Source organism: Rhizobium sp. X9 (genome assembly GCF_018873185.1).
Taxonomy (GTDB): domain Bacteria; phylum Pseudomonadota; class Alphaproteobacteria; order Rhizobiales; family Rhizobiaceae; genus Agrobacterium; species Agrobacterium oryzihabitans.
In genome coordinates this window covers 1,169,019-1,192,194 of sequence record NZ_CP071311.1, presented here as the reverse complement: position 1 = coordinate 1,192,194, position 23,176 = coordinate 1,169,019, and the positions used below count along the sequence as shown (strand labels likewise).

Here is a 23,176-nt window from a genome sequence, read left to right as displayed (position 1 = left end):
ACCCCTGAAACAAAAAGGAGGCCTTGCGGCCTCCTGTCTTATTCGTCTGCAAAAGAAATTCGACGTCATCCGACGAAAGCGCGCTCGATCACGAACTCGGCGGGTTTGTTGTTGGCGCCTTCGGTAAGGCCGGCCTTTTCAAGCAGTTCCTTGGTGTCCTTCAACATGGCCGAAGAACCGCAGATCATGCCGCGATCGATCTCGGGATCGAGCGTCGGAACACCCAGATCCGCAAACAGCTTGCCGTTCTCGATCAGCGTGGTGATACGGCCCTTGAAGGGGTAATCTTCGCGGGTGACCGTTGCATAATGCTTGAGCTTGTCGCCGACGATCTCGTTCAGGAATTCGTGGTTCCTGATTTCCTCGACCAGATCGAAACCATATTTCAGCTCGGCCACATCGCGGCAGGTATGGGTGAGGATGACCTCCTCGAACTTCTCATAGGTCTCAGGGTCGCGGATCAGGCTTGCGAAGGGCGCGATGCCGGTGCCGGTGGAGAACATGTAAAGCCGTCTGCCGGGTGTCAGCGCATCGAGAACCAGCGTGCCTGTCGGCTTCTTGCGCATCAAAACGGTATCGCCGGGCTTGATCGCCTGAAGATGCAAGGTGAGCGGGCCGTCCGGAACCTTGATCGAGAAGAATTCCAGTTCCTCATCCCAGGCGGGGCTGGCGATGGAGTAGGCGCGATAGATCGGCTTTTCACCAACCATCAGGCCGATCATGGCGAATTCGCCGGAACGGAAACGGAAGCCGGCCGGACGTGTCATGCGGAAACGGAACAGGTGATCGGTATAGTGCTCCACCGATAAAACCGTCTCGGCGTAAACACCATCAGGTATCTTGATCGCGAAATCTTCCGTCTTGGCTGGCGCGTTCATTTCAGGTTCCGTCCATTCCTATTCGATAAGCGACATTCTCCGACCGGGCAATTATACCATTTTTGTCGCCGTTTGAAGGCATGAGAATGTCAATACTGCCATGTGCGCAGGAAATATGTATTTAAAACTCATATTTCTCGCATCATGCGTCAACCGGCCGCACGACGACGCCAGCTATAAGCCTCTCCGCCAGCAGCCGGGCGGGCCGTCGGCTGGTAATAGACCGAAATTTCCGGCAGGCGATTTTCGGAGAGACGGCGGATCGCCGTCGCATTCGTCACCGCAAAGCTGGTAAAGCCCGTGCGCAGCATCAGCGGCACCTGGTCGATCAGCACATCGCCAACCGCCCTCACCTCGCCCGCAAAATCAAGACGGCTGCGCAGCAGCGAGGCGTGGCTGAAACCACGGCCGTCATTGAAGGCCGGAAAGCTGACGGCAATGAGGTCGACGCGGTCCAGATAGGGCTCAAGCTGGGTGACATCGTCAGCCGGAGCGATCAGAACGCCGAGGCCGATATCGTTGCTTTCAGCGGCACGCACGAGGAAATCGGCGAGGGACAGGACCGGCTTTTGCTCGGCCCCAGCCTTCACTTCCTCGGTTTCAATCACCCAGGGATCGTTTTCCACGAAGCCGTCGCGGTTCCATATTTTCGTCATGGCAATCTCCTCAGGCGGCTTCTGCAGCGGAACCGTAGAGCGCATCCTTGAATGGCTGCGGTCCGACGCGGCGATAGGCTTCGAGGAAGTTTTCCTCCTTCGAAAGGCGCAAGCCCAGATAGGTGTCAACGATGGTTTCCACCGCGTCTGTCACCTTTTCCGGCTCAAAACCACGGCCGATGATCTCGCCGATGGAGGTGTTTTCATCACCCGACCCGCCAAGCGTGATCTGGTAGAGTTCGGCACCCTTCTTTTCCACACCCAGAAGGCCGATATGGCCGACATGGTGGTGACCACAGGCATTGATGCAGCCGGAAATCTTGATCTTCAGCTCGCCGATTTCCGCCTGACGCTCCGGTGCGCCGAAACGGGTGGAAATCTCCTGCGCCACCGGAATGGAGCGCGCATTGGCAAGCGCGCAATAGTCCAGCCCGGGACAGGCAATGATATCGGTGATGAGCCCGGCATTGGCGGTGGCGAGCCCCGCGCCCACCAGGGCGCGATAGACGGGCTCGAGATCGGCCAGCGCCACATGCGGCAGGATGATGTTCTGCTCGTGGCTGATGCGGATTTCGTCGAAGGCATATTCGGCGGCAATATCGGCGACGAGTTCCATCTGTTCGTCGGTCGCATCGCCCGGAATGCCACCGATCGGCTTCAGCGAGATCGTCACCATGCCGTAATCGGGATGCTTGTGCGGCGCAACGTTCTGCTCGACGAAGCGGGCAAAACCCTCATCCGCCCGTTTCCAGCGCGCGAGGCTTTCCCAGCCTTCGGGACGGTCCTGCAATGCCGGCGGCGCGAAATAGGCGGTGATGGCCGCGATATCCGCATCCGGCAGCTTCAATTCGGTGTTTTTCAGTTCCGCGAACTCGACCTCGACCTGGCGGGCCAGTTCGTCAGCACCGGTTTCGTGCACGAGGATCTTGATGCGCGCCTTGTATTTGTTATCACGGCGGCCGTGCAGATTATAAACGCGCATGATCGCCGTGGTATAGGAGAGCAAATCCTCTTCCGGCAGGAAGTCGCGGATCTTCTTGGCGATCATCGGCGTACGGCCCTGCCCGCCGCCGACATAAACGGCAAAACCGATCTCGCCCTTGTCGTTCTTTTTCAGGTGCAGGCCGATATCGTGAACCTGAATGGCGGCGCGGTCGCGCTCGGCGCCCGTAACCGCGATCTTGAACTTACGCGGCAGGAACGAGAATTCCGGATGCACGGAAGACCATTGGCGCAGGATTTCCGCATAAGGACGCGGATCGGCGACCTCATCGGCGGCCGCACCGGCGAAATGGTCGGCGGTGACGTTGCGAATGCAGTTGCCAGACGTCTGCAGCGCATGCATTTCGACACTTGCCAGTTCGGACAGGATATCCGGCGTGTCGGACAGGCGCGGCCAGTTGTACTGGATGTTCTGGCGGGTGGTGAAGTGGCCGTAACCCCGGTCGTATTTACGAGCGATATGGGCCAGCATCCGCATCTGCTTCGAATTCAGCGTACCGTAGGGAATGGCGACGCGCAGCATATAGGCATGCAGCTGGAGATAGACGCCATTCATCAGGCGCAGCGGCTTGAATGCGTCCTCGGCCAGCTCGCCGGACAGCCGGCGCTCGACCTGATCGCGAAACTGCGCCACGCGGCCTTCAACAAATGCGTGATCGAACTCGTCGTAACGGTACATCTTCTTCCTCAGACTGCGATGAATGCTGCATCGGCCGGCTTGTAACCGGCGGCATAGTGCATGGTGGGGCCAGCGGCGCGAATGCGCTCGCGAAGCCGCGTCGGCCAGAGCTTGCCATTCTCCTCCACGACATCGACGATGGCGACGTCAACGACCTTATTGGCGGAGAAATCGCGCTTGCCGATTTCTTCGAACGAGGCGACGGCCTCCGCATGGCGGGCCACGATTGCCCCCTGCAGGTTCTCCGTCCATTCGCCATTGGCGTCGAGCCAGACGGCGATGCCATCGCCCAGACGGTTGGCGGTCAAAACCTTGTCAACCATTTGCATACTCCCTTTTGAGGCTCGCCGGCTTCACAGCAAGCGCAAGCGCCTCGGATCTGTCGAAATTGGCGCCCGCCACCGCATCGCCGATGATGACCATGACCGGGCCGGTCAGCTCATCGCGATATTCGAGGTCGGGCAGATCGTTCAATGTGCCATGCAGCAGGCGGCGATCCGCGCGGCTGGCATTTTCGATGACGGCCACCGTCGTTTCCACGCCGAGACCAGCCTCGATCAGCCTTGTCGCGACCGACGCTGCAACGCTGCGGCCCATATAGACGGCAATCGTCGCACCGGAGACGGCAAGCCGCGCCCAGTCCGGCAGGACATCGCCGGTCAGGTCGTGGCCGGTGGTGAAAATCAGTGACGAAGCGACACCGCGCAGCGTCAACGGCAATTCGAAATCCGCAGCGGCGGCGAAAGCCGACGTAATGCCCGGAACGATCTCGTAACCGATACCAGCATCGCGCAGCGCCGCCATTTCCTCGCCTGCGCGGCCATAGACCAGCGGATCACCGGATTTGAGACGCACGACGCGCCTGCCATCTTTGCCCAAGCGTACCAGCAGGCGGTTGATCTCGTCCTGCGACTTGCTGTGGCAACCCTTGCGCTTGCCGACGGACAGCCGCTCGGCGTCGCGGCGGCCCATATCGACGATTGCCTGCGGCACCAGCGCATCATAAACAATGACGTCGGCTTCCATCAGAACACGCTGCGCACGCAGCGTCAGCAAATCTTCCACACCCGGGCCAGCACCGACAAGCCAGACGCGTCCTTCGCTGCGTTCGGGCGATTGCAGCAACCGGTCAGCGGCCTCACGAGCCGAGGATGTATCGCCTAGAGCGACCGCATCCGCGACCTGACCGGAGAAAAACCGACGCCAGAAATTGCGCCGCAAGGCACCCTTGGGGACATTCTGCTCGGCCGCGTCACGATATTGCACGGCAAGGCGGGCAAGCTTGCCGAGCGACGGTGACAGCATCTGATCGATGCGTGCACGGATCATCTGGGCAAGAACCGGCCCTGCGCCTTCGGTGCCGATCGCGATGGCGACAGGCGCACGGGCGACGAGTGCCGGCGTGAAGAAATCGCAGAATTCCGGCTGATCCACCGCATTGGCAGGGATTTTCTTTGCGCGCGCGGCTGAGACAATCTCGCGGTCCAGCACGTCGTCGCCCGTTGCGGCAAAAACCAGCGTTGCGCCATCGATCAGCCGGCTGGAAAAGCCAAGCGCCCGATGATCAATGCCTTTGTCACGCAGATAGCGCGCGAAATCCTCTTCCGGCTCATCGGCATAGGCGACGATATGCGCATTGGTGTTGGCAAGAAGCCTGACCTTTGCGAAAGCCTCGTCACCATTTCCGAAAACAGCCACCTGCCTGCCCTCAACCCGGAAGAAAGCGGGGAAGGTCGAAAGGCGGTCGCCGACGGCGGAAAAATCATGTTCGTTGTGCATCGGGCATTTATCCCGCATTGCCGCACAAGATTGAAGAAACAGAAATTCAAGCCTTTCCGACACCTGGATTTTTATTTCTCGAAGACCCCCGTTTTGGAGGAAAACAAACCGTCACCTCTGTTACGGCTCAGTCAAAGGCCTCGAAATCCCGTGAGAATCCCTTGACAAACGAAGTGCTCGCGCCGAACAAGGAGAGACAATTTTCGTCGTTTTCTCCAAGCAAAAACCGCTTTTCCCTAAGGCGGGACGAAGGATCAGACCCTTGACAAGCTCCAGCATCGCCGCCCGTCTTCTCGATGTCATCGAACACGATATCCTGCCCTTGACGGCGCGCGGCGTCAGCCTCGGCAACAAGGTTTTCGGTGCGGCTATCCTGCGCAAATCCGACCTGTCGCTGGTGATCGCGGAGACGAATAACGAGCTCGAAAACCCGCTCTGGCACGGCGAAGTGCACACGCTGAAGCGGTTTTACGAGCTGGGCGAAAAGCCGAACACGAAGGAGCTGATTTTCCTTTCGACCCATGAACCCTGCACCATGTGCATGTCCGCCATCACCTGGGCCGGTTTCGACAATTTCTATTCCTTCTTCAGCCACGAGGATTCCCGCGATGCTTTCGCGATCCCGCACGATCTTAAAATTCTGAAGGAAGTTTTCGGGCTGGAGCCGGGCGGATATCGCCGCAACAACGCCTTCTGGAACTCTTTCTTCATCGCCGATCTGGTGGAGAGCGAAGACGATCCACTGAAAACCGCGCTGAAGGCGCAGACAGCCCGGATCAAGTCCTCCTATGACGATCTGTCCACCAACTATCAGTCATCGAAGAGCAGCAACGATATTCCGCTGAACTAGAGCTTTTCCAGACGGTTTTCCCTCTGGAAAAGCATGAAAACAAAGAATGAAGGTTTGAGACATATGGAAGCCTCGAAGGATATTTCCCGCCTGATCGAGATCATGCAAGCCCTGCGCCAGCCCGAAACCGGTTGCCCCTGGGATGTCGTCCAGACCTTCGAGACGATCAAGCCCTATACGATCGAAGAGGCCTACGAAGTCGCCGACGCCATCGAGCGCAAGGATATGGACGATCTTTGCGATGAGCTGGGTGACCTGTTGCTGCAGGTGGTCTTCCACTCCCGCATTGCCGAGGAACGGGGCGAATTCGCCTTTGGCGACGTGGTTGAGGCCGTCACCTCAAAGATGATCCGCCGCCATCCGCATGTCTTTGCCGTGTCCGATGCCGATACGCCTGACAGCGTCAAGCTGCAATGGGACAAGATCAAGGCCGAGGAAAAACGCGAGCGTGGGGAGCGCCGTGCGCGCCGGGGTATTACCGAGGATTTCAAGGCTGGTTTTCTGGGCGGCGTGCAGCGCAGCCAGCCGGCGCTCACTGAGGCCCTGAAGCTGCAGGAACAGGCCGCGCGCGCCGGTTTCGACTGGTCGGATCCCGCTCCCATTCTCGACAAGATCGAGGAGGAAATCGCCGAACTGCGTGAGGCGCTGGCGGAGGGAAAGCCGGAGAAGGTCTCGGACGAACTCGGCGATCTCATTTTCGCGCTGGTCAATATCGGCCGCCACGTCAAGGCCGATCCGGAAAATGCGCTTCGGGGCACCAATACGAAATTCCGCAGGCGTTTCAATCACATCGAAACGTCGCTCACCGAAAACGGCGAGACGCTTGAAGAAGCGAGCCTTGAGAGAATGGAAGACCTGTGGCAGGCGGCAAAACGCATCGAACGGTCGCTCGATACGGTCTCGTGCTGATCAGTGGGATATGCAGTGAACCCGGGAAGGCACAGCACCTCCCTTATGATTGGGGAATGCATCTGGCAGCAGCGCAGCATCCGCAACCGTCACCCCGGATTTAGTCCGGGGTCCAGCGCGATCAAGTCTTTGATCGCAAAAGACTCATTCCTCACGGCGCAGACGCGCCGTGGCTGGATGCCGGATCAAGTCAGGCATGACGGGAAGAGTTTGGGACAATGCGAGGAGCGCTTACTTCTCCCAGTCTTCGCGCTCGCGGATGGTCGCCTTGCCAAGTTTCCGTTCCAGTTCGGAGGCCTGCGCTTCCGATAGGCGTACATCCAGCGCAACCGAGCCGTCCTCATGGTCTTCACGGTTATCGACGATAGAGTTGCTGTAGACCCAGGAGATCAGCGGCAATTGCTCGACGGAGAGGACAACGGTCGTTTCCGTCAGGACGCCGGACAGACGCGCCGAAATCTCGTCCATCAGGGCATCGACGCCCTCGCCCGTGACGGCAGAAACGGCGCGGATGTTGGAGCGGCCTTCGGCGCGCTCGATGATGGCGTCATGCGCTTCCGGCTCGAGACGGTCAACCTTGTTCCACACCTCGATGATACGCTTTTCGGCTTCCTTCTCGTCAATGCCGAGATCGCCGAGAATGCGCAGCACGTCGGCCGACTGGGCGGCATTGTCAGGATCGGACATGTCGCGCACATGCAGAACGAGATCGGCTTCGAGCACCTCTTCCAGCGTTGCACGGAAAGCGGCGACAAGATGCGTCGGCAGATCGGAGATGAAGCCCACCGTATCGGACAGGATGACCGTGCGGCCATGCGGCAGCTTCATGCGGCGCAATGTCGGATCAAGCGTAGCGAACAGCATGTCCTCGGCCAGAACGCCAGCACCCGTGATGCGGTTGAACAGCGTGGATTTGCCGGCGTTGGTGTAACCGACAAGTGCTACGATCGGATGCGGCACCTTGCGGCGCTTGGCGCGGTGAAGCTGGCGGGTGCGAACCACCTGCTCAAGCTCCTTCTCAAGCTTGACGATGCGATCCTGCAACAAGCGTCTGTCGGCCTCGATCTGCGTTTCACCCGGACCGCCCATGAAGCCTGCACCACCGCGCTGGCGTTCAAGGTGGGTCCAGCTTCTGACGAGGCGGCCCTTCTGGTAATTCAGATGCGCAAGATCGACCTGCAGCGTACCTTCCTTGGTGGAGGCGCGGCGGCCGAAGATTTCGAGGATCAGACCCGTGCGGTCGATGACCTTGCAATTCCACTGTTTTTCGAGATTGCGCTGCTGCACCGGCGTCAGGGGATGATCAACGATCACGAGGCCGGAATCCGTCTCATCCAGAAGATGGCCGATTTCCTCGATCTTGCCGGTTCCAAAGAGCGTTGCGGGGCGCGGCTGGTTGACCGGCACGATCAGGCCTTGAGTGACCTCCAGGTCGATGGCGAGCGCCAGACCCTTTGCTTCCTCAAGTTTTGCTTCTACAGACCGGCTGGCGGTAGCCGGGGCTGCCGCCGCGTCGCGGCTTTCGCGTTGCTGCTTGAGAACCGGTACGAGAACCACGGCGCGCATGTCGTCGCGGCGCTTCTCCTGCTCCGGAATGATCGATTCGTTCGAGGTGTCTCGCGTCGAAATGGGCTCAGCCTTATCCAGAAAGAACATTGCGGCCGACCGCATCCGCGCGGACGGCCTTGGGAATAAACCTGACGAGACCGGAAATGTTCCCGGTCCGGGTCAGCTTATGTTGAAGATACCGTCGCAGGAGCCTGATCAGGCTGCGCCTTCTTCGCTCTCGAACATCTGCATCGGCTGGCCGGGCATGATGGTGGAGATCGCATGCTTGTAGACCAGCTGCGAATGACCGTCACGGCGCAAAAGCACGCAGAAATTGTCGAAGGAGGTGACAACGCCGGTCAGCTTGACGCCGTTGATCAGAAAAATCGTGAGCGAGATCTTTTGCTTACGAACGGTATTGAGGAAGAGATCCTGAAGGTTTTGAGAACGTTCCGCCATGGCGCCGCTTCTTTCTTTTTTGCCGGCAGGGATACCGGAAAATAATCCATCAATAATAAGCCGGCCAAGTCTTGTCCCCCGCTTCGCCGACCTCAAACTCTGGTATCAAATCATGTTCCGTTCCGCAACGGTCAAAACAGCCGAATGAGTACGAGTATTGACCCGCATGTTCAATTCGGGACAGTCAGAAATATTGTATCGAAACACGGAAAAGTTGTTCCACGTCGCGCACCGCATCGGCGGATGCAAACAGCACGACACGGTCCTTCGCCTTGATTTTCGTGCTGCCGTCCGGGCGGATCACCACACCGTCGCGATAGATCGCGCCGATGCGCACGCCATCAGGCATGTCGATATCACGGAAGGACTGCCCCACCAGCGGCGATGTCTCCAGCGCCTCCGCCTCGATCACCTCCGCCGACCCGCGCTGGACGGCGTAAACCGAACGGATGCGTCCCTTGCGCACGTGCTGGAGCACGCGTGAAATGGTGACGGCCCGGGGGTTGATATAGGCATCGAGACCGAGTGAAGCCGCAACCTCATGGAAGGACGAGCTGTTCAGCAGGGCGAGGTTGGATTTGCAGCCGAGCTGCTTGGCCATCACCGCTGCCAGAATATTGGTCTGGTCGTTATTGGTGAGCGTCACGATCAGATCTGCATCCTGAATATCGGCCTGCATCAGAATTTTCTGATCAAGCGCCGAACCATGCATGACGATGGTATTGCTGAGCTGTTCCGATGCGGCAATCGCCCTGTCGCGATCCGCCTCGATGATCTTTACCCGCGTCTTCGGCTGCAACTCCTCGATCTTGCGGGCAACGAAGTGGCCGATATTGCCGGCACCCGCGATCACGATGCGCTGCGCCTCCTGTTCCTCATGGCCGAAGAGGCTCAAGGTGCGTCGGGCATGCTGGCGCTGACAGATAACATAGGCAAGGTCACCGACCCGCAGTTGCTCGGAGGAATGCGCGACCTTGAGGATGCCGTTGCGGTAAACGCCCACCACCGTCGCGATCAGGTCCGGAAACAGGTTGGAGAGCTGCTGCAGCGGCGTGTTGATGACTGGGCAGTCCTCCATGCATTCGATCGCCAGCATGAATATCGTATCGTCGGCGAAACGCACGACATCGGTGGCGCCCGGAAAGGCGATGCGGCGCAGCACCATCTTGCCGACTTCGACTTCCGGGGAAATCGTGACGTCGATCGACATGTTCTCGCGGCTGAAGAGATCGGCATATTCCGGCTTCAGATAGCTCTGGTCGCGGATGCGGGCAATCTTGGTCGGAACGCTGAAGAGCGCATGCGCCACCTCGCAGGCGACGATGTTGATCTCGTCATGCAGGGTCACGGCGATGATCATGTCGGCCTGGTCGGCACCCGCTTTCGCCAGCATGTCGGGATGCGCGCCGTGGCCGACATAACCTCGCACATCCAGCGTCTCGGTGATGGCGGTAATGAGCGGCGCGGCGGTATCGATGACCGATACCTCATTATCCTCACGCGACAATTGTTCGGCAATGCCGTAACCCACCTGCCCTGCGCCGCAAATGATGACTTTCATGCTGTCTCTCTGACGGAATAATCGGTTACGGCGATGCGCCTTGGTTTCTTATACCCCGAGAGATTTCAGTTTGCGATGCAGTGCTGATCTTTCCATGCCGACAAATTCCGCCGTGCGCGAAATATTGCCACCGAAGCGGTTGATCTGGGCGACCAGATAGTCACGTTCGAACATTTCGCGGGCTTCGCGCAGCGGCAGGGTCATGATGTGCTGGTCGCCCTGCGCCGAAATCTTCGGCAGCATGTCGCCAATATCGGCCGGCAGCATGTCGGCCGAGATGGGCGCCTCGCCGCCCTCGGGACGCGCGAGGATCATCAGCCGTTCGATATTGTTGCGGAGCTGGCGGATATTGCCCGGCCAGTCATGCGTCTGGAGAACCGCCATGGCATCGTCGCCGATCTTGCGCGGGCGGATGCCGGCCTGTTCGGAAATCTGCCGCATGAACATGTCAACGAGGAAAGGAATATCCTCGCGCCGCTCGGACAGCGCCGGCACCTTCACCGGCACGACGGCGAGACGGTGATAGAGATCCTCGCGGAACTGGCCTTCGGCGATCAGGCTTTCAAGGTGGTGGGCGGTCGAGGAAATGATGCGCACATCCACCTTCACCCGCTTGCCGCCACCGACGCGCTCGAACTGCTGATCGACCAAAACGCGCAGGATCTTGTTCTGCGTCTCGCGTGGCATCTCGCCGACTTCGTCGAGATAAAGAACGCCGCGATGGGCCTCTTCCAGAGCGCCCACCTTGCGTGGCTGTCCGGGCAGGCCTTCCGTGCCGAAGAGCGCGATCTCCATGCGGTCCGGGGTGATCGTCGCGGCGTTCAGGGCCACGAAGGGTCCGGTGGCGCGCGAGGATTTCTTGTGCACCATGCGCGCGACCAGCTCCTTGCCGGAACCGGACGGCCCGAGGATCATGATGCGGCTGTTGGTGGGGGCTACCCTGTCGATGGTCTGGCGAAGCTGGGAAACTGCAAGTGACGCGCCGACGAGTTCAACGGCATCGCCGGTGCGCTTCTTGAGTTCCTGAACCTCGCGCTTCAGCTTGGAGTTTTCCAGCGCCCGCTCGGCGATCAGGATCAGGCGGTCGGCCTTGAAGGGCTTTTCGATGAAATCGAAGGCGCCGCGCTTGATGGCGTTGACGGCGGTTTCGATGTTGCCGTGACCGGAAATCATGACAACCGGAATTTCGGGATGGCGGCTCTTGATCTCATCGAGCAACGCCAGACCGTCGAGCTTTGAGCCCTGCATCCAGATGTCGAGAAAGATCAGGCGCGGCACGCGCTCCGAAATTGCGGCCAGCGCACTGTCGCTGTCGAACGCCATGCGCGTCTCGTGGCCCTCATCGGAGAGAATGCCCGCTACGATTTCGCGAATGTCCGCCTCGTCATCCACGACCAGAATATCAGACGCCATATGCTGCTTCCTTGTTATTTTCGCCGCCGACCGCCTCGATATAGGGCAGCAGCACTCGGATCATGGCGCCATGGCCATGGTCGAACTCCGGCGGGGCATCGTGAAGTTCAAGATACCCGCCATGCTCTTCGATGATCTTCTTGACGATGGCGAGGCCGAGGCCCGTGCCCTTGTCCCGCATCGTCATATAGGGTTCGAGAATGCGGTGGCGGTTCTCGACGGGAAGGCCGCGGCCATTGTCGATGATATCAGCCACAAAACGGGAATTGGCCTCGTCGAAGGATGCGCGCACCAGAATCTTGCCCGGCCGCTTTTCGCCTTCCACCGCCTCGATGGCTTCCGTCGCGTTCTTGATGAGATTGCCGAAGGCCTGCCCCAGCATGCGGGCATCGAACATGCCCTCCAGCGGGATATCGCCCAGCTCCGTTGAGAATTTCGTGTCGGCTGCGCTGATTTCGCGCAAGAATGCCGCGTCCTTCAAAATCGAACGCAAGTCCGACTTCTCCTTCGTCGGCTTCGGCATGCGCGCAAAGGCCGAGAATTCATCCACCATCCGGCCGATATCACCGACCTGCCGGACGATGGTGTCCGTACACTGATCGAAAATGGCGCGGTCGCTCTCATCGATCTGCTTGCCGAAACGGCGCTTGATGCGTTCGGCGGAAAGCTGGATCGGCGTCAGCGGGTTCTTGATCTCGTGAGCAATGCGCCGCGCGACGTCCGACCATGCCGTCGAGCGCTGGGCGATGACGAGATCGGTGATATCGTCGAGCGTGATGACGTAGCTATCGCGGCTATCACGGGCATCCTCGCGGGTCACCTGGACATTGAGTGTCCGTTCCTTGCCGCGCCGCATAATGTTGATCTGCTTGCGGAAGTTGCCCCGTGCCCAGGTATTGGCCTCGGTCACCACCTGTTCGATTTCAGGCGCGATCTCCGAAAGCTGCGCGCCGATCAGCTGCTCGGAGGTCTGCGCCAGGAACTCTTCTCCTGAGGGATTGACGATAGTGATCCTGCGGTTTTCATCAACACCGATAACGGCGGCGGTGACACCCGATAGCACGGCTTCGATGAAGCGGCGGCGGTCGTCGATATCGTCCTTTGCCTCGATGATCTGCTCCTGCTGGCTGCGCAGTTCCGAAACCATCTTGTTGAAGGTCCGCGACAGGCGGCCGACGTCGCCGTCGACGGCGCGCACGGGAACCAGCACATGCATGTTGCCGGTGGCGACACTGTCGGCGGCGCTGATGAGAAGGCGGATCGGGCGCACGATACGGTCGGCGACAGCAATCGCCGTCCAGATGGCGGCGAGAAGCACGATCAGCGCGAAACCGAGATAAAGGATTGCAAAGGCGATCTGCAGCGGCGCACGGCCCGCCTCCATTGCCTTGTATTCGGCACGGTTCTCTTCCATCAGCCGCATCGCGCCCATCACCTTGGGATCGACGGCGCGCACGGTGTAAAGGAAGGTGCCGCTGATGCCTTCGAGCTTGATGATGGCGCCGACGAGGTTGGTGATACCAGGCGGAATAAGGGTTGGTTGGCCGGCGGCGGCCTTTTCAAGCGCATCATGCGGAATGGCTGGAAGCGGCTTTTCCGTCTTGATGTCGGCCTGCGCGACGGCGTCACCGTCCTCCTGCACAAGAAACGCGCCAAGCAGGCCTCGGCCCTTGGCCTGGCGGGTCATGAGATCAACGAAACCGGTGCGATCGAGATAGAAAAGCGCGCGGTTGCGATCAAGGTCGGTGGCCATCGACAGGGTCTGGCCCTGAAGATAACCGGCATTCTCCATCATATAGGCCTGGGCAATATTGCTGGAAGAATCCACGATCGACTGGGTGCGCAGCGCAAACCAGCGGTCGAGACCGACATTCAGCGTCAGACTGGCGAAGATGGCGACGAGGACGGCGGGCGTAATCGCCACGATGGAGAAAAGCACGACGATGCGCACATGCAATCGCGCCGCTGCCCTGCCCTTTTTGCGCGCCTTCAGCAGGCGGTTGATTTCCCGGCCAATGAGAAAGATCAGCCCGATCACGAAGATCGAATTGATAACCACCGAGGCGATGACGACATTCGATGTCGGTGCAATGGGCGTGACGCCCAGCAGTACGAAAAGTGTCACAATAGCGCAAACAAGAGCAATGCCGGCGAGCACCAGCCCCGGCAGAGCGAAAGACATCCTGCGATCGGCAACCACCATTCCCGCTGCGTCGTCGGCAACGGTGTTTTCGGCGGCGGGTTTCCGCATGCACTACTCCCAATCGCTGGCCAGCCAGCACCACATTTCCAAAGTCAGGTGAGGCTCGCTGCAAATTGGCGAATCTCTCTCCCTTCTAGTGTTTTCCAAGCAACACAATGTGGCGAAAATGCAACGACAAATGCGGCCTTGTCAACATTCTCAGCTTGGACGGGAACTGCGATAGACGGAAACGCCAAGCTCGCGGATTTTCTTGCGCAGCGTATTGCGGTTGAGGCCAAGAAGATCGGCAGCCTTGATCTGGTTGCCGCGTGTCGCAGTCAGGGCGGCGAGGATCAATGGATATTCCAGCTCGCGCAGCACGCGGTCGTAAAGACCGGGCGGCGGCAGGCCATCACCAAAACTTGCGAAATAATCCCGCATGTTTTCCTCGACCGCCTGCGAAATGCTGAGCGAGCCGGTACGGACGGCCATCTTGTCGAGCGGGCTATCTGGAACATCCGATTGCAATTCCTGCTCGATGATCTCGCGGGTGATGACTTCCTGCGGATAAAGCGCCATCAGCCGGCGGATCAGATTTTCCAGTTCGCGCACGTTGCCCGGCCAGGCATAGGCCTTCATGACCTCCAGCGCCTCGGTCTCGAAACGCTTGCCTTCCAGACCCTCCTTCTCACCCGTCTGGATGAAATGGCGCACAAGATCGGGAATATCTTCGGCCCGGTCGCGCAGCGGCGGCAGCCGGAGCGGCACCACGTTCAGGCGATAATAGAGATCTTCGCGGAAAAGACCCTGGTTGATGGACTGCTTCAAGTCCTTGTTGGTGGCGGCGACGATGCGAACATCGGTGCGGATCGGCGTGCGCCCGCCCACTGTCGTATATTCGCCCTGCTGCAACACGCGCAGCAGGCGCGTCTGGGCGTCCATCGGCATATCGCCGATTTCGTCGAGAAACAGCGTGCCGCCCTCGGCCTGCTCGAAACGGCCGGTCGAGCGGTTCTGCGCACCCGTGAAGGCACCCTTCTCATGGCCGAAAAGTTCCGATTCGATCAGATCGCGCGGGATAGCCGCCATGTTGATGGCGACGAAGGGGCCATTGCGGCGCTTGCCGTAATCATGCAGCGCCCGCGCCACCAACTCTTTGCCGGTGCCGGATTCGCCGGTGATCATCAGCGTCAGATCGGTCTGCATCAGACGGGCCAGAACGCGATAGATCTCCTGCATCGCCGCCGAGCGGCCGACAAGCGGCATGCCATCCTGCATGTCGTCGTCAAGCTTGGCGGGCTTGCGCTTCGGCTCCGACAGTGCACGGCCGATGATCGCGATAAGCTCCGTCAGGTCGAAGGGCTTGGGCAGGTAATCGTAGGCACCCTTTTCCGAGGCCTTGATCGCCGTCATGAAGGTGTTCTGCGCGCTCATCACCAGAACCGGCAGGTCCGGGCGCGCCTTCTTGATGCGCGGCAGAAGATCGAAGGCGTTTTCATCCGGCATCACGACATCGGTCACCACCAGATCGCCCTCACCCGCCGAAACCCAGCGCCAGAGCGTTGCGGCATTGGAGGTGATGCGTACGTCGTAACCGGCACGGCTCAGCGCCTGGTTCAGAACCGTGCGGATTGCGGCATCATCATCGGCGACGAGGATAGTAGCTGTCATGGGTCATTTCCTGTCGAGTTCGGCAAAGTGCTGTCGTCCAGCGCCACTTCCGGCGAGACGGGCATCAATACGCGGAAGGTCGTGCGATGGTTCTGGCTGTCGCATTCGACAATGCCGCCATGGGCGCCGATAAGCTTGGCGACAAGCGCCAAACCAAGGCCCGAACCATTCGTCTTGGTGGTGATGAAGGGATCGAAAAGATGCGGCAGGAGATCGGCCGGAACGCCCGGGCCGTTGTCATGCACGCAGAATTCGAGCGGCAGCGAGATGCGCTCACGGCTGCCGGCAACCGAAAGCCGCATGCCGGGACGATAGGCCGTCGTCAGCACGATTTCGCCATCCGGCTGGTTGCCCACGGCTTCCGCCGCATTCTTCACCAGATTGAGGAAGACCTGCACCAGCTGGTCGCGATTGGCATAGACCGGCGGCAGCGACGGGTCGTAATTTTCCGAAATCTTGATGTTGCGGGCAAAACCGGCCTTGGCGATGGCCTTCACATGGTCGAGCACGGAATGGATGTTGACCGGCACGCGGTCCACTGGCCGCTCGTCGGAGAACACCTCCATGCGATCGACCAGCGAAACGATCCGGTCGGTCTCGTCGCAGATCAGTCGCGTCAGCGCCCGATCCTCGTCGGCAACGGATGTCTCCAGAAGCTGGGCGGCACCACGAATACCCGAAAGCGGGTTCTTGATCTCATGTGCCAGCATCGACGCGAGGCCGGTGACGGAACGCGCCGCCGCCCGGTGGGTCAATTGCCGGTCGATCTTGTCGGCCATCGATCTTTCCTGGAAGACGACGACCACCGATCCCGGCTCGCTGACAACGGGCGCGACATAAAGATCGACCAGCTTGTCCTGGCCGAGCCGCGGCGAGCTCAGATCGACGCGATATTCGTTCACCGGCGCGCGACGCTCCCGCACCTGATCGATCAGCGCCAGAAGCGGGCTGCCGAAGGGAATGAAGGTGGAAACGCGGTAGCGGGCGAGATGGGAGGCGCTTGCCCCGAAAAAGGCTTCGGCTTCCCAATTGGCAAAAGCGATGAAACCTTCTGCATCCACCAGGATGACGGGGTTCTGCACCGCGTTCAGAACCGCCATGGCGAGCGGGTTTGCATCTGCCGGGCTGTGTTTGTCAGCGCTCATGCGGCCTTCCTTGCGGCTTCTTTGCCCGCAGTGTCGCAAAGGGCGGAGCGCAGCAGATCCGCCACTTCCCCCGTATCGCGCGATGTCATGATTTTAACCTTGTCAGGGGTAGCGATTTCGAGCGCGAAACGGTCGAGATACCAGCCCAGATGTTTGCGGGCATGCCTGAGACCAGCTTCCCTTCCATAAAATTCCAGCATCATGTCGTAATGTTCGACAGCGATATCGGCAATCTCCGCGCGATGCGGCGCAGCATGTCCCGCTAGCACCGCCGGGAGCCATGGCTGGCCCTGCGCGCCGCGACCGACCATGACGGCATCCGCGCCGGACCGGCGCAGGATTTCGCGCGCATCTTCTGCGGTCTCGACATCGCCATTGGCGATCAGCGGTACTGAAATCACCTCGCGCACGGCGCGAATGGCGTTCCAGTCCGCCCGTCCCTCATAAAACTGCATGCGGGTACGGCCGTGAATGGTGATGAGCTGAACGCCTGCTTCCTCGGCGCGACGGGCGATCTCCGGCGCATTGATGGTGTTTTCATCCCAGCCGAGCCGCATCTTCAGCGTCACGGGCACATCGACCGCGCCGACGGTCGCCTCGATCAACGACAGGGCGTGATCGGGATCGCGCATCAGAGCCGAACCGGAATAACCGCCCGTCACCTTCTTGGCCGGGCAGCCCATATTGATATCGATTATCCCCGCGCCATTGTCGGCCGCGATCTTCGCCGCCTCAGCCATGAAGTGTGCTTCGCGCCCGGCAAGCTGGACCATATGCGGAACCATGCCGGCATTTTTCAGCCGCGCCCAGGATTCGCCCCTGTTAGCGACGAGTTCGCGGCTTGCCACCATTTCCGTCACGACGAGGCCCGCGCCATACCGCCAGGCAAGCTGCCGGAACGGCAGATCCGTCACGCCTGACATGGGTGCCAGCACCGCGCGATTACGGATCGTGACTGAGCCGATGCTAAACGGTTCTGACAACTGTGGAAGGGGCAACTGATGATCTTTCATGCAGAAGGGTTATTTGCATTATTTTTAGACAGTGTTTGCGCAGTTGCCAAGCACTTTTAGAGGGTTGCATCTTTTATTTGCTGCGTGGTTGCCTGCCTGTTTTGCGGTCGGCGGGGAATTGTGCAGGTTCGTGACATGCAATGACGGGCGATCCTGCGGCATGCAGGGTGAATGCGCATCTTATCGGGCTGGCCATCCGGGTTTTGAAACGCTAGAGCAGGACTGTCAACCATTAAGGGTTGCGCACAAAGCATAAGACCAATGCAGGAAAGTACTATGAAACTCGGCATCGTCATCGTCGCCGCAGGACGCGGCGAAAGGGCCGGCTCCCCCGAGGAAGGTCCGAAACAATATCGCCCGATCGGCGGCAAGGCCGTGATCGAGCATACATTGTCGACCTTTCTTGGCTGGGCAGACACCTCCCCGATCGCCGTCGTCATCCATGCGGACGACGCAGCGCTCCTGTCGCCGATCCTTGAACGGCTGAATGCCGGAGAACGGATTGTCACCGTCACGGGCGGCGCGACACGCCAGCAATCGGTGCTGGCCGGACTGGAGGCGCTGGCTTCGCAGGACCTGACGCATGTGATGATCCAGGATGCGGTGCGGCCTTTCGTCGCCGTGGACATGCTGGAGCGCATCGTGGCCCTGCACAGGGCGGGCGCAGTCGGCGTTCTGCCAGCCCTGCCCGTCACCGATACGCTGAAGCGCGGCGCAGGCGATCTCGTTGTGGAAACGGTTTCCAGACAGGGACTTTATGCGGCGCAGACACCGCAGAGTTTCGGCTTTGGGGAAATTCTTGCCGCGCATCGCGCTGCCGCCGCTTCGGGCAAGACGGATTTTACCGATGACGCATCGATCGCCGAATGGGCGGGATTGGCCGTGACGCTGACCGAAGGCTCGGTCGACAATGTGAAACTCACTCTGAAGCGGGATATCGCCATGGCTGATGAAAAGCTTTCCCATGCAATGCCTGACGTGCGCACCGGCAATGGTTACGATGTGCATCAGCTGGAGCCCGGCGACGGTGTGACGCTGTGCGGCGTGTTCATCGAGCACGACCAGAAACTCAAGGGCCATTCGGATGCCGATGTGGCGCTGCATGCGCTGACGGATGCCCTGCTCGCCACCTGCGGTGCGGGCGACATAGGCGACCATTTCCCGCCCTCCGATCCGCAATGGAAAGGTGCCGCTTCGCGCATCTTCCTCGAACACGCGGCCAAGGTGGTGCGTAACAATGGCGGCACGATCATGAATGCCGATGTTTCGCTGATTGCCGAAGCACCGCGCATCGGTCCGCACCGGCAGGCCATGAGGGAGGCGCTTTCCGACATGCTTGGCATCGCGCTGGAGCGCTGCTCGGTCAAGGCGACCACCAACGAGACGATCGGTTTTGTTGGGCGTCGGGAAGGTATCGCAGCGATTGCCACTGCCACCGTGGTCTACACGGGCAGACCGCTATGAGCCTGTTTCCCGCGGATATAGAAGAGCTGGCACGGCGGATCATTTCCGACTTTACCGCCGGCGGCTTCATGGTCTCCACGGCAGAAAGCTGCACGGGCGGCCTGATCGCCGGTGCGCTTACCGAAATTGCCGGCTCTTCCGCTGTCGTTGACCGCGGTTTCGTCACCTATACGAACCAGGCCAAGATGGACATGCTTGGGGTTGGGGCAGAGACGCTGACGACATTCGGCGCGGTATCCCGGCAGACCGCATTGCAGATGGCGCATGGCGCCCTGTTCCGTTCACGGGCGGATTTTTCCGTGGCCGTAACCGGCATTGCCGGTCCGGGCGGCGGTTCGGCTGATAAACCGGTGGGGCTGGTGCATTTGGCCGCCAGGGCACGCAGCGGCAAAATCCTGCATCATGAAATGCGTTACGGCGAGATTGGCCGCACGGAAATCCGTCTTGCGACGGTCAGGACAGCGCTTGAGATGCTGATTGCCCTCGATCAAGCCGGATCCGCGTAAATTTTATCGGCGCGGGTTTCGAAGGCTTCCGCGAACATGCGGAATGCCCTGTCGAACATCGAGCCCATGACCGCACCGAGCAGACGGTTCTTGAATTCATAGTCGATGAAGAAATGAATGGCCGAACCACCATCTTCGGTGGCTTCGAAACGCCAGCGATTGTCGAGATATTTGAAAGGTCCGTCGATATATTTGACATCGATGGCGCGCTCGGCAGGGTTCAGCAGCACCTGCGTGGTGAAGGTCTCACGGAGGGCCTTGTAGCCGACCGTCATATCCGCCACCAGCAACACCTTTCCGTCCCGTTCCTTGCGTGAGCGAACGGTCAGCGCCTCGCAAAGCGGCAGAAACTGTGGATACTTCTCCACATCGGCGACGAGGTCGTACATGCGGTCAGGTGAGTGTTTTACAAGGCGATGCGTTTCGAACTGTGGCATGAGCGGCAGTTAATCCTCGATATGCAGAAGATCAAGAAGGTGACGAAACTGTTTTCGGCTTTTCAGCTGAAATACCGGCACACCCTGCCCAAAAAGCGCGAAATTCTGCTCGAAGATCGGGGCGTGGCGGCGTTCGAAATTCCAGATATAGCGCAGGAAATCGACGTCAATCCTTTCGGGGCATCCCTCCGCCATTTCGGGTCGCGCCTTGCCATAACCCTTGATCGCCCGGCTGATCACGCCCCACAGGCAGAGCCAGCGCGGCATGCGCACCCAGAGGACAATGTCGGATATCGGAAGCCGCATGTCGAAAGACGATGGATTGCTGCCATCCATCAGCCAGCGCTCCTCGGTGATGATCGCTGCTATCCTCTGCCGCTGTTCCTCACGCGGGCGCGCCTGCCAGCCGGGCAGCCAGAAAATTTCACGATCCATGGAAATGTAGCGAAGTCCGAAGGCGGCAGCGAGCTTCTGCGAAAGCGTCGACTTGCCGCCACCCGAGCAGCCGACAACCATGATGCGTTTTGCACTCGCAATGATCTTTGCTGCGTCTTCGGCTCTATCAAGATAGTGCGGCATCGCGTAAACCTCGTTCTGACCGCTGGAACATGGTGCTGCCAATGCGATATCTCCCACTTGAGCGATATCGTGGTTGCGCATGGCAGTTACGGAAAATTGACTATTGCAACTCCCTCGCAGGGATTGCTATTTAATTGCCACTAATATTACACCCATTGGATGCAAACGCGCCGGGACCTCCCGATTTTGCCCTGCGTATTCATCTTTGGGTTCAGACCCGACATAACCGCTTCGAGCCCATAACCGCTTTGAGCCACTGAGTGAGCCGATGGACGATTTTTCCAACATCATCAACCTTCTCGAATCCGCCAAGCAACTCGCATCGATGAACGGCATGCCCGTGCTTGCCTACCTGATCGACGTCGCGAAATGCGAAGCGAGAGAGAACAAGCCGGTTCTGCGCAAGCGCAAACGCGGCGAATCGACCGCCAAGGAAGACTGTTAGGCGCAAGCAAGGCTGACCGATAAAGCCGGCTGGCCCAATCTTCAAGACGATGTCATAATCAAAAAATGAAAATGGCCGCTTTTCGATGCGGCCATTTCTTTGCACGATGGAAACGACAGCGTCATGATGGCCGCATCCGCCGATATCAGAAGCTACAGGGAAGAAAGACCGAAGGAACGGCACGGCTTCGTGCAGATCGTTCTTCCGCTGTCTGGGCGTCTGCAGATCGACGTGGCGGGACGGCAGGACGAACTTTCCACCGGGCGCGGTGTCTTCATTCATAGCGGCGCTCTGCACACCCAGGAAGCGACGGCAAGCAACCATTCGCTGGTGGTCGATATCGACGAAGGCACGGTTCCACAGCAGACGCTTGAGCGATTCGCCCACGCGCCTTTTCTCGATGTTGCGCAGGATACGAGGCAATTGATCGCTTATATGCGCAGCGTCATTGGATCGGATGGGCCGCGCGACGATATTGCCGGGCTTTGGGCGCCGCTGCTGGTCGATAGCCTTGCGACTGAAAAAACCGATATCCGCCGCCGCCTGCAAGCGCTCGCTGCCGTCGTCAAGGCGGAACCATTCTTCCCCTGGACCATCGAGATGCTCGCAGCCTGTGCCGCAATCAGCGAGAGCCGCCTGCATGCGTTGTTTCTCGAAGAGTTCGGCCTCTCCCCTCACCGCTGGCTTGCCGAGTTGCGCATGGACAAGGTCTGCGCATTGTTGCGCCAATCCACGCTGCCGATTGCCGAAATCGCCTTGCAGGCCGGCTTTTCCGACCAGACGGCGCTGACGCGCGCCATGCGCAACGCGATGGGCGAAACGCCCGCCGCCTATCGCCGGGCCTTCGGGGTTCACTGAAACCACCGAACATTTTCGCTCTGGAGTTTTTGTCAAGACAGCCGTAACGGGCTGTGGCACATCGCGGATAATCGTGAATGCGGATGTGACATGACATGAACAAGACAAGCCTCGGGGTTTTTTACGGCATATTGGCGGGTGCGCTGTGGGGAGGGATATTCCTTGCCCCGAAACTCGTACCGGATTTTTCCGCCCTGCAATTGTCGACGGCCCGCTACCTGACCTACGGGCTGATTTCGCTGATCATCATCGGACCGCGCCTGAAACGCGTGTCGGCCCATTTCGGCGCGCGCGAATGGATCGCGCTCGGCTGGTTGAGCATGATCGGCAACATTGCCTATTATGTCTTCATATCGACGGCGGTGAAATTGAGCGGTGTCGCCTTCACCTCGATCATCATCGGTTTCCTGCCGGTTGCCGTCACCATCATCGGCAGTCGCGATCACGGCGCGGTGTCGCTCAGGCGGCTGTGGCCGTCGCTTGCCTTCGGCGCTATCGGCATTATCGGCATTTCCTGGCAATCGCTGACGGAAAACGATGCGGGGCTGGATGTCTCGCGCCTCATGGGACTGGCCTGTGCGCTGGGCGCGCTCGCCTCTTGGACGGCCTTTGCGGTTGGCAATGCACGCTGGCTGTCGCGTCTTCATGATGTGAGCGCCGATGACTGGAACATGATGACGGGCGTGGTGACGGGCGGGCTCGCGCTGGTGCTCGCAATCCCGGCCTTCGCTTTCGGCGGTGAAAGCCATAGTTCAGGGGAATGGCTGCACTTCATGGCCATCGCCGCTGGTCTCGGCTTCACCGCCTCAATTCTCGGCAACGCCTTCTGGAACCGCATGAGCCGCATGCTGCCGCTCACCATGGTCGGGCAGATGATCCTGTTCGAAACGCTGTTTGCGCTGCTTTACGGTTTTCTATGGGAAGGCCGTGGCCCCACACTGATCGAGGTCGTGGCGATCTGCTCGGTGGTGCTGAGCGTTATATTGTGCATGCGGGCGCATCGGCCGGAGAAGGCTGTGGTCTGAGTTCAGGTGAAAGCCGCAATCGGGTTGAGGCTTCACAACAAACCTCACCCCACACTCAACGTCATCCTCGGGCTAGACCCGAGGATCCACCTCTTCAACGGCTTATGGATCCTCGCC

The 23,176-nt window shown here is 59.7% G+C and carries 22 protein-coding genes; 7 read left to right on the top strand and 15 right to left on the bottom strand.

From position 1 onward, the window contains the following. Window positions 1–65: 65 nt before the first annotated feature. From JZY08_RS05780 to cysG, 5 genes are all read right to left on the bottom strand, one after another. A complete protein-coding gene (locus JZY08_RS05780; protein ID WP_216331289.1) occupies window positions 66–878 on the bottom strand; it encodes a ferredoxin--NADP reductase in 813 nt (270 codons plus the stop codon). A gap of 149 nt (window positions 879–1,027) precedes the next feature. After that, window positions 1,028–1,534 (bottom strand): DUF934 domain-containing protein, encoded by a 507-nt coding sequence (locus JZY08_RS05775; RefSeq protein WP_216331287.1) that lies wholly within the window; start codon window positions 1,532–1,534, stop codon window positions 1,028–1,030. Between the two features lie 10 nt (window positions 1,535–1,544). Beyond that, a complete protein-coding gene (locus JZY08_RS05770; RefSeq protein ID WP_216331286.1) occupies window positions 1,545–3,215 on the bottom strand; it encodes a nitrite/sulfite reductase in 1,671 nt (556 codons plus the stop codon). Window positions 3,216–3,223: 8 nt separating this feature from the next. Beyond that, window positions 3,224–3,538 (bottom strand): DUF2849 domain-containing protein, encoded by a 315-nt coding sequence (locus tag JZY08_RS05765; protein ID WP_082184209.1) that lies wholly within the window; start codon window positions 3,536–3,538, stop codon window positions 3,224–3,226. Beyond that, a complete protein-coding gene (gene cysG / locus JZY08_RS05760; RefSeq protein ID WP_216331284.1) occupies window positions 3,531–4,994 on the bottom strand; it encodes a siroheme synthase CysG in 1,464 nt (487 codons plus the stop codon). Before cysG ends, JZY08_RS05765 begins: the two co-directional genes overlap by 8 nt. Window positions 4,995–5,256: 262 nt before the next feature. Between cysG and JZY08_RS05755 the strand changes: the two genes are divergently transcribed. Together JZY08_RS05755 and mazG are read left to right on the top strand one after the other, a co-directional pair. Then, window positions 5,257–5,844, top strand: a complete 588-nt coding sequence (locus JZY08_RS05755) for a deaminase (RefSeq protein WP_216331282.1) — start codon at window positions 5,257–5,259, stop codon at window positions 5,842–5,844. Between the two features lie 63 nt (window positions 5,845–5,907). Beyond that, window positions 5,908–6,753: a nucleoside triphosphate pyrophosphohydrolase gene (gene mazG, locus JZY08_RS05750; RefSeq protein ID WP_082184676.1), complete on the top strand. Its 846-nt coding sequence runs from the start codon at window positions 5,908–5,910 to the stop codon at window positions 6,751–6,753. 231 nt (window positions 6,754–6,984) lie between these two features. Here the strand turns inward: mazG and hflX are convergent, their stop codons facing one another. From hflX to dusB, 8 genes are all read right to left on the bottom strand, one after another. After that, window positions 6,985–8,409 (bottom strand): GTPase HflX, encoded by a 1,425-nt coding sequence (gene hflX, locus JZY08_RS05745; RefSeq protein ID WP_216331281.1) that lies wholly within the window; start codon window positions 8,407–8,409, stop codon window positions 6,985–6,987. Between the two features lie 108 nt (window positions 8,410–8,517). Further along, window positions 8,518–8,760, bottom strand: coding sequence for an RNA chaperone Hfq (gene hfq / locus JZY08_RS05740; RefSeq protein ID WP_003496145.1), 243 nt, complete (start codon window positions 8,758–8,760; stop codon window positions 8,518–8,520). 184 nt (window positions 8,761–8,944) lie between these two features. After that, the gene (gene trkA, locus JZY08_RS05735; protein ID WP_003496147.1) at window positions 8,945–10,321 is read right to left on the bottom strand and encodes a Trk system potassium transporter TrkA; all 1,377 of its coding nucleotides are present in this window, start codon (window positions 10,319–10,321) and stop codon (window positions 8,945–8,947) included. 48 nt (window positions 10,322–10,369) lie between these two features. After that, complete coding sequence (locus JZY08_RS05730) at window positions 10,370–11,734, bottom strand: sigma-54 dependent transcriptional regulator (RefSeq protein ID WP_003496149.1); 1,365 nt, start codon at window positions 11,732–11,734, stop codon at window positions 10,370–10,372. Further along, window positions 11,724–13,985: a PAS domain-containing sensor histidine kinase gene (locus JZY08_RS05725; RefSeq protein WP_003496152.1), complete on the bottom strand. Its 2,262-nt coding sequence runs from the start codon at window positions 13,983–13,985 to the stop codon at window positions 11,724–11,726. Before JZY08_RS05725 ends, JZY08_RS05730 begins: the two co-directional genes overlap by 11 nt. Window positions 13,986–14,135: 150 nt before the next feature. After that, window positions 14,136–15,587 (bottom strand): nitrogen regulation protein NR(I), encoded by a 1,452-nt coding sequence (gene ntrC, locus JZY08_RS05720; RefSeq protein WP_003496154.1) that lies wholly within the window; start codon window positions 15,585–15,587, stop codon window positions 14,136–14,138. Then, on the bottom strand, window positions 15,584–16,732 hold the full coding sequence (locus tag JZY08_RS05715; RefSeq protein ID WP_003496156.1) for a nitrogen regulation protein NR(II): 1,149 nt from the start codon (window positions 16,730–16,732) through the stop codon (window positions 15,584–15,586). The genes ntrC and JZY08_RS05715 overlap by 4 nt, the downstream gene beginning before the upstream one ends. After that, window positions 16,729–17,745, bottom strand: a complete 1,017-nt coding sequence (gene dusB, locus JZY08_RS05710; RefSeq protein ID WP_216331279.1) for a tRNA dihydrouridine synthase DusB — start codon at window positions 17,743–17,745, stop codon at window positions 16,729–16,731. Before dusB ends, JZY08_RS05715 begins: the two co-directional genes overlap by 4 nt. Window positions 17,746–18,021: 276 nt before the next feature. Here dusB and JZY08_RS05705 point away from each other — a divergent pair, with 276 nt between their 5' ends. Then, on the top strand, window positions 18,022–19,209 hold the full coding sequence (locus JZY08_RS05705) for a bifunctional 2-C-methyl-D-erythritol 4-phosphate cytidylyltransferase/2-C-methyl-D-erythritol 2,4-cyclodiphosphate synthase (RefSeq protein WP_216331278.1): 1,188 nt from the start codon (window positions 18,022–18,024) through the stop codon (window positions 19,207–19,209). Further along, window positions 19,206–19,715 (top strand): CinA family protein, encoded by a 510-nt coding sequence (locus tag JZY08_RS05700; protein ID WP_216331277.1) that lies wholly within the window; start codon window positions 19,206–19,208, stop codon window positions 19,713–19,715. The genes JZY08_RS05705 and JZY08_RS05700 overlap by 4 nt, the downstream gene beginning before the upstream one ends. Here the strand turns inward: JZY08_RS05700 and JZY08_RS05695 are convergent. Beyond that, window positions 19,697–20,152, bottom strand: a complete 456-nt coding sequence (locus tag JZY08_RS05695) for a type II toxin-antitoxin system RatA family toxin (protein ID WP_035242538.1) — start codon at window positions 20,150–20,152, stop codon at window positions 19,697–19,699. The two genes, JZY08_RS05700 and JZY08_RS05695, sit on opposite strands and share 19 nt — an antisense overlap. Before the next feature lie 9 nt (window positions 20,153–20,161). After that, window positions 20,162–20,731 carry an AAA family ATPase gene (locus tag JZY08_RS05690; protein WP_216331276.1) on the bottom strand — a complete coding sequence of 190 codons (570 nt, stop codon included), beginning with the start codon at window positions 20,729–20,731 and terminating at the stop codon, window positions 20,162–20,164. A gap of 268 nt (window positions 20,732–20,999) precedes the next feature. On the opposite strand from JZY08_RS05690, the gene JZY08_RS05685 reads away from it, so the two are divergent. From JZY08_RS05685 to JZY08_RS05675, 3 genes are all read left to right on the top strand, one after another. Continuing rightward, window positions 21,000–21,176: a hypothetical protein gene (locus JZY08_RS05685; RefSeq protein ID WP_003496171.1), complete on the top strand. Its 177-nt coding sequence runs from the start codon at window positions 21,000–21,002 to the stop codon at window positions 21,174–21,176. A gap of 123 nt (window positions 21,177–21,299) precedes the next feature. Next, entirely contained in the window at window positions 21,300–22,034 is a 735-nt protein-coding gene (locus tag JZY08_RS05680; RefSeq protein ID WP_216331275.1) for an AraC family transcriptional regulator, read from the top strand. Window positions 22,035–22,129: 95 nt separating this feature from the next. Further along, entirely contained in the window at window positions 22,130–23,059 is a 930-nt protein-coding gene (locus tag JZY08_RS05675; protein WP_003496174.1) for a DMT family transporter, read from the top strand. The last annotated feature ends 117 nt before the right edge of the window (window positions 23,060–23,176 follow it).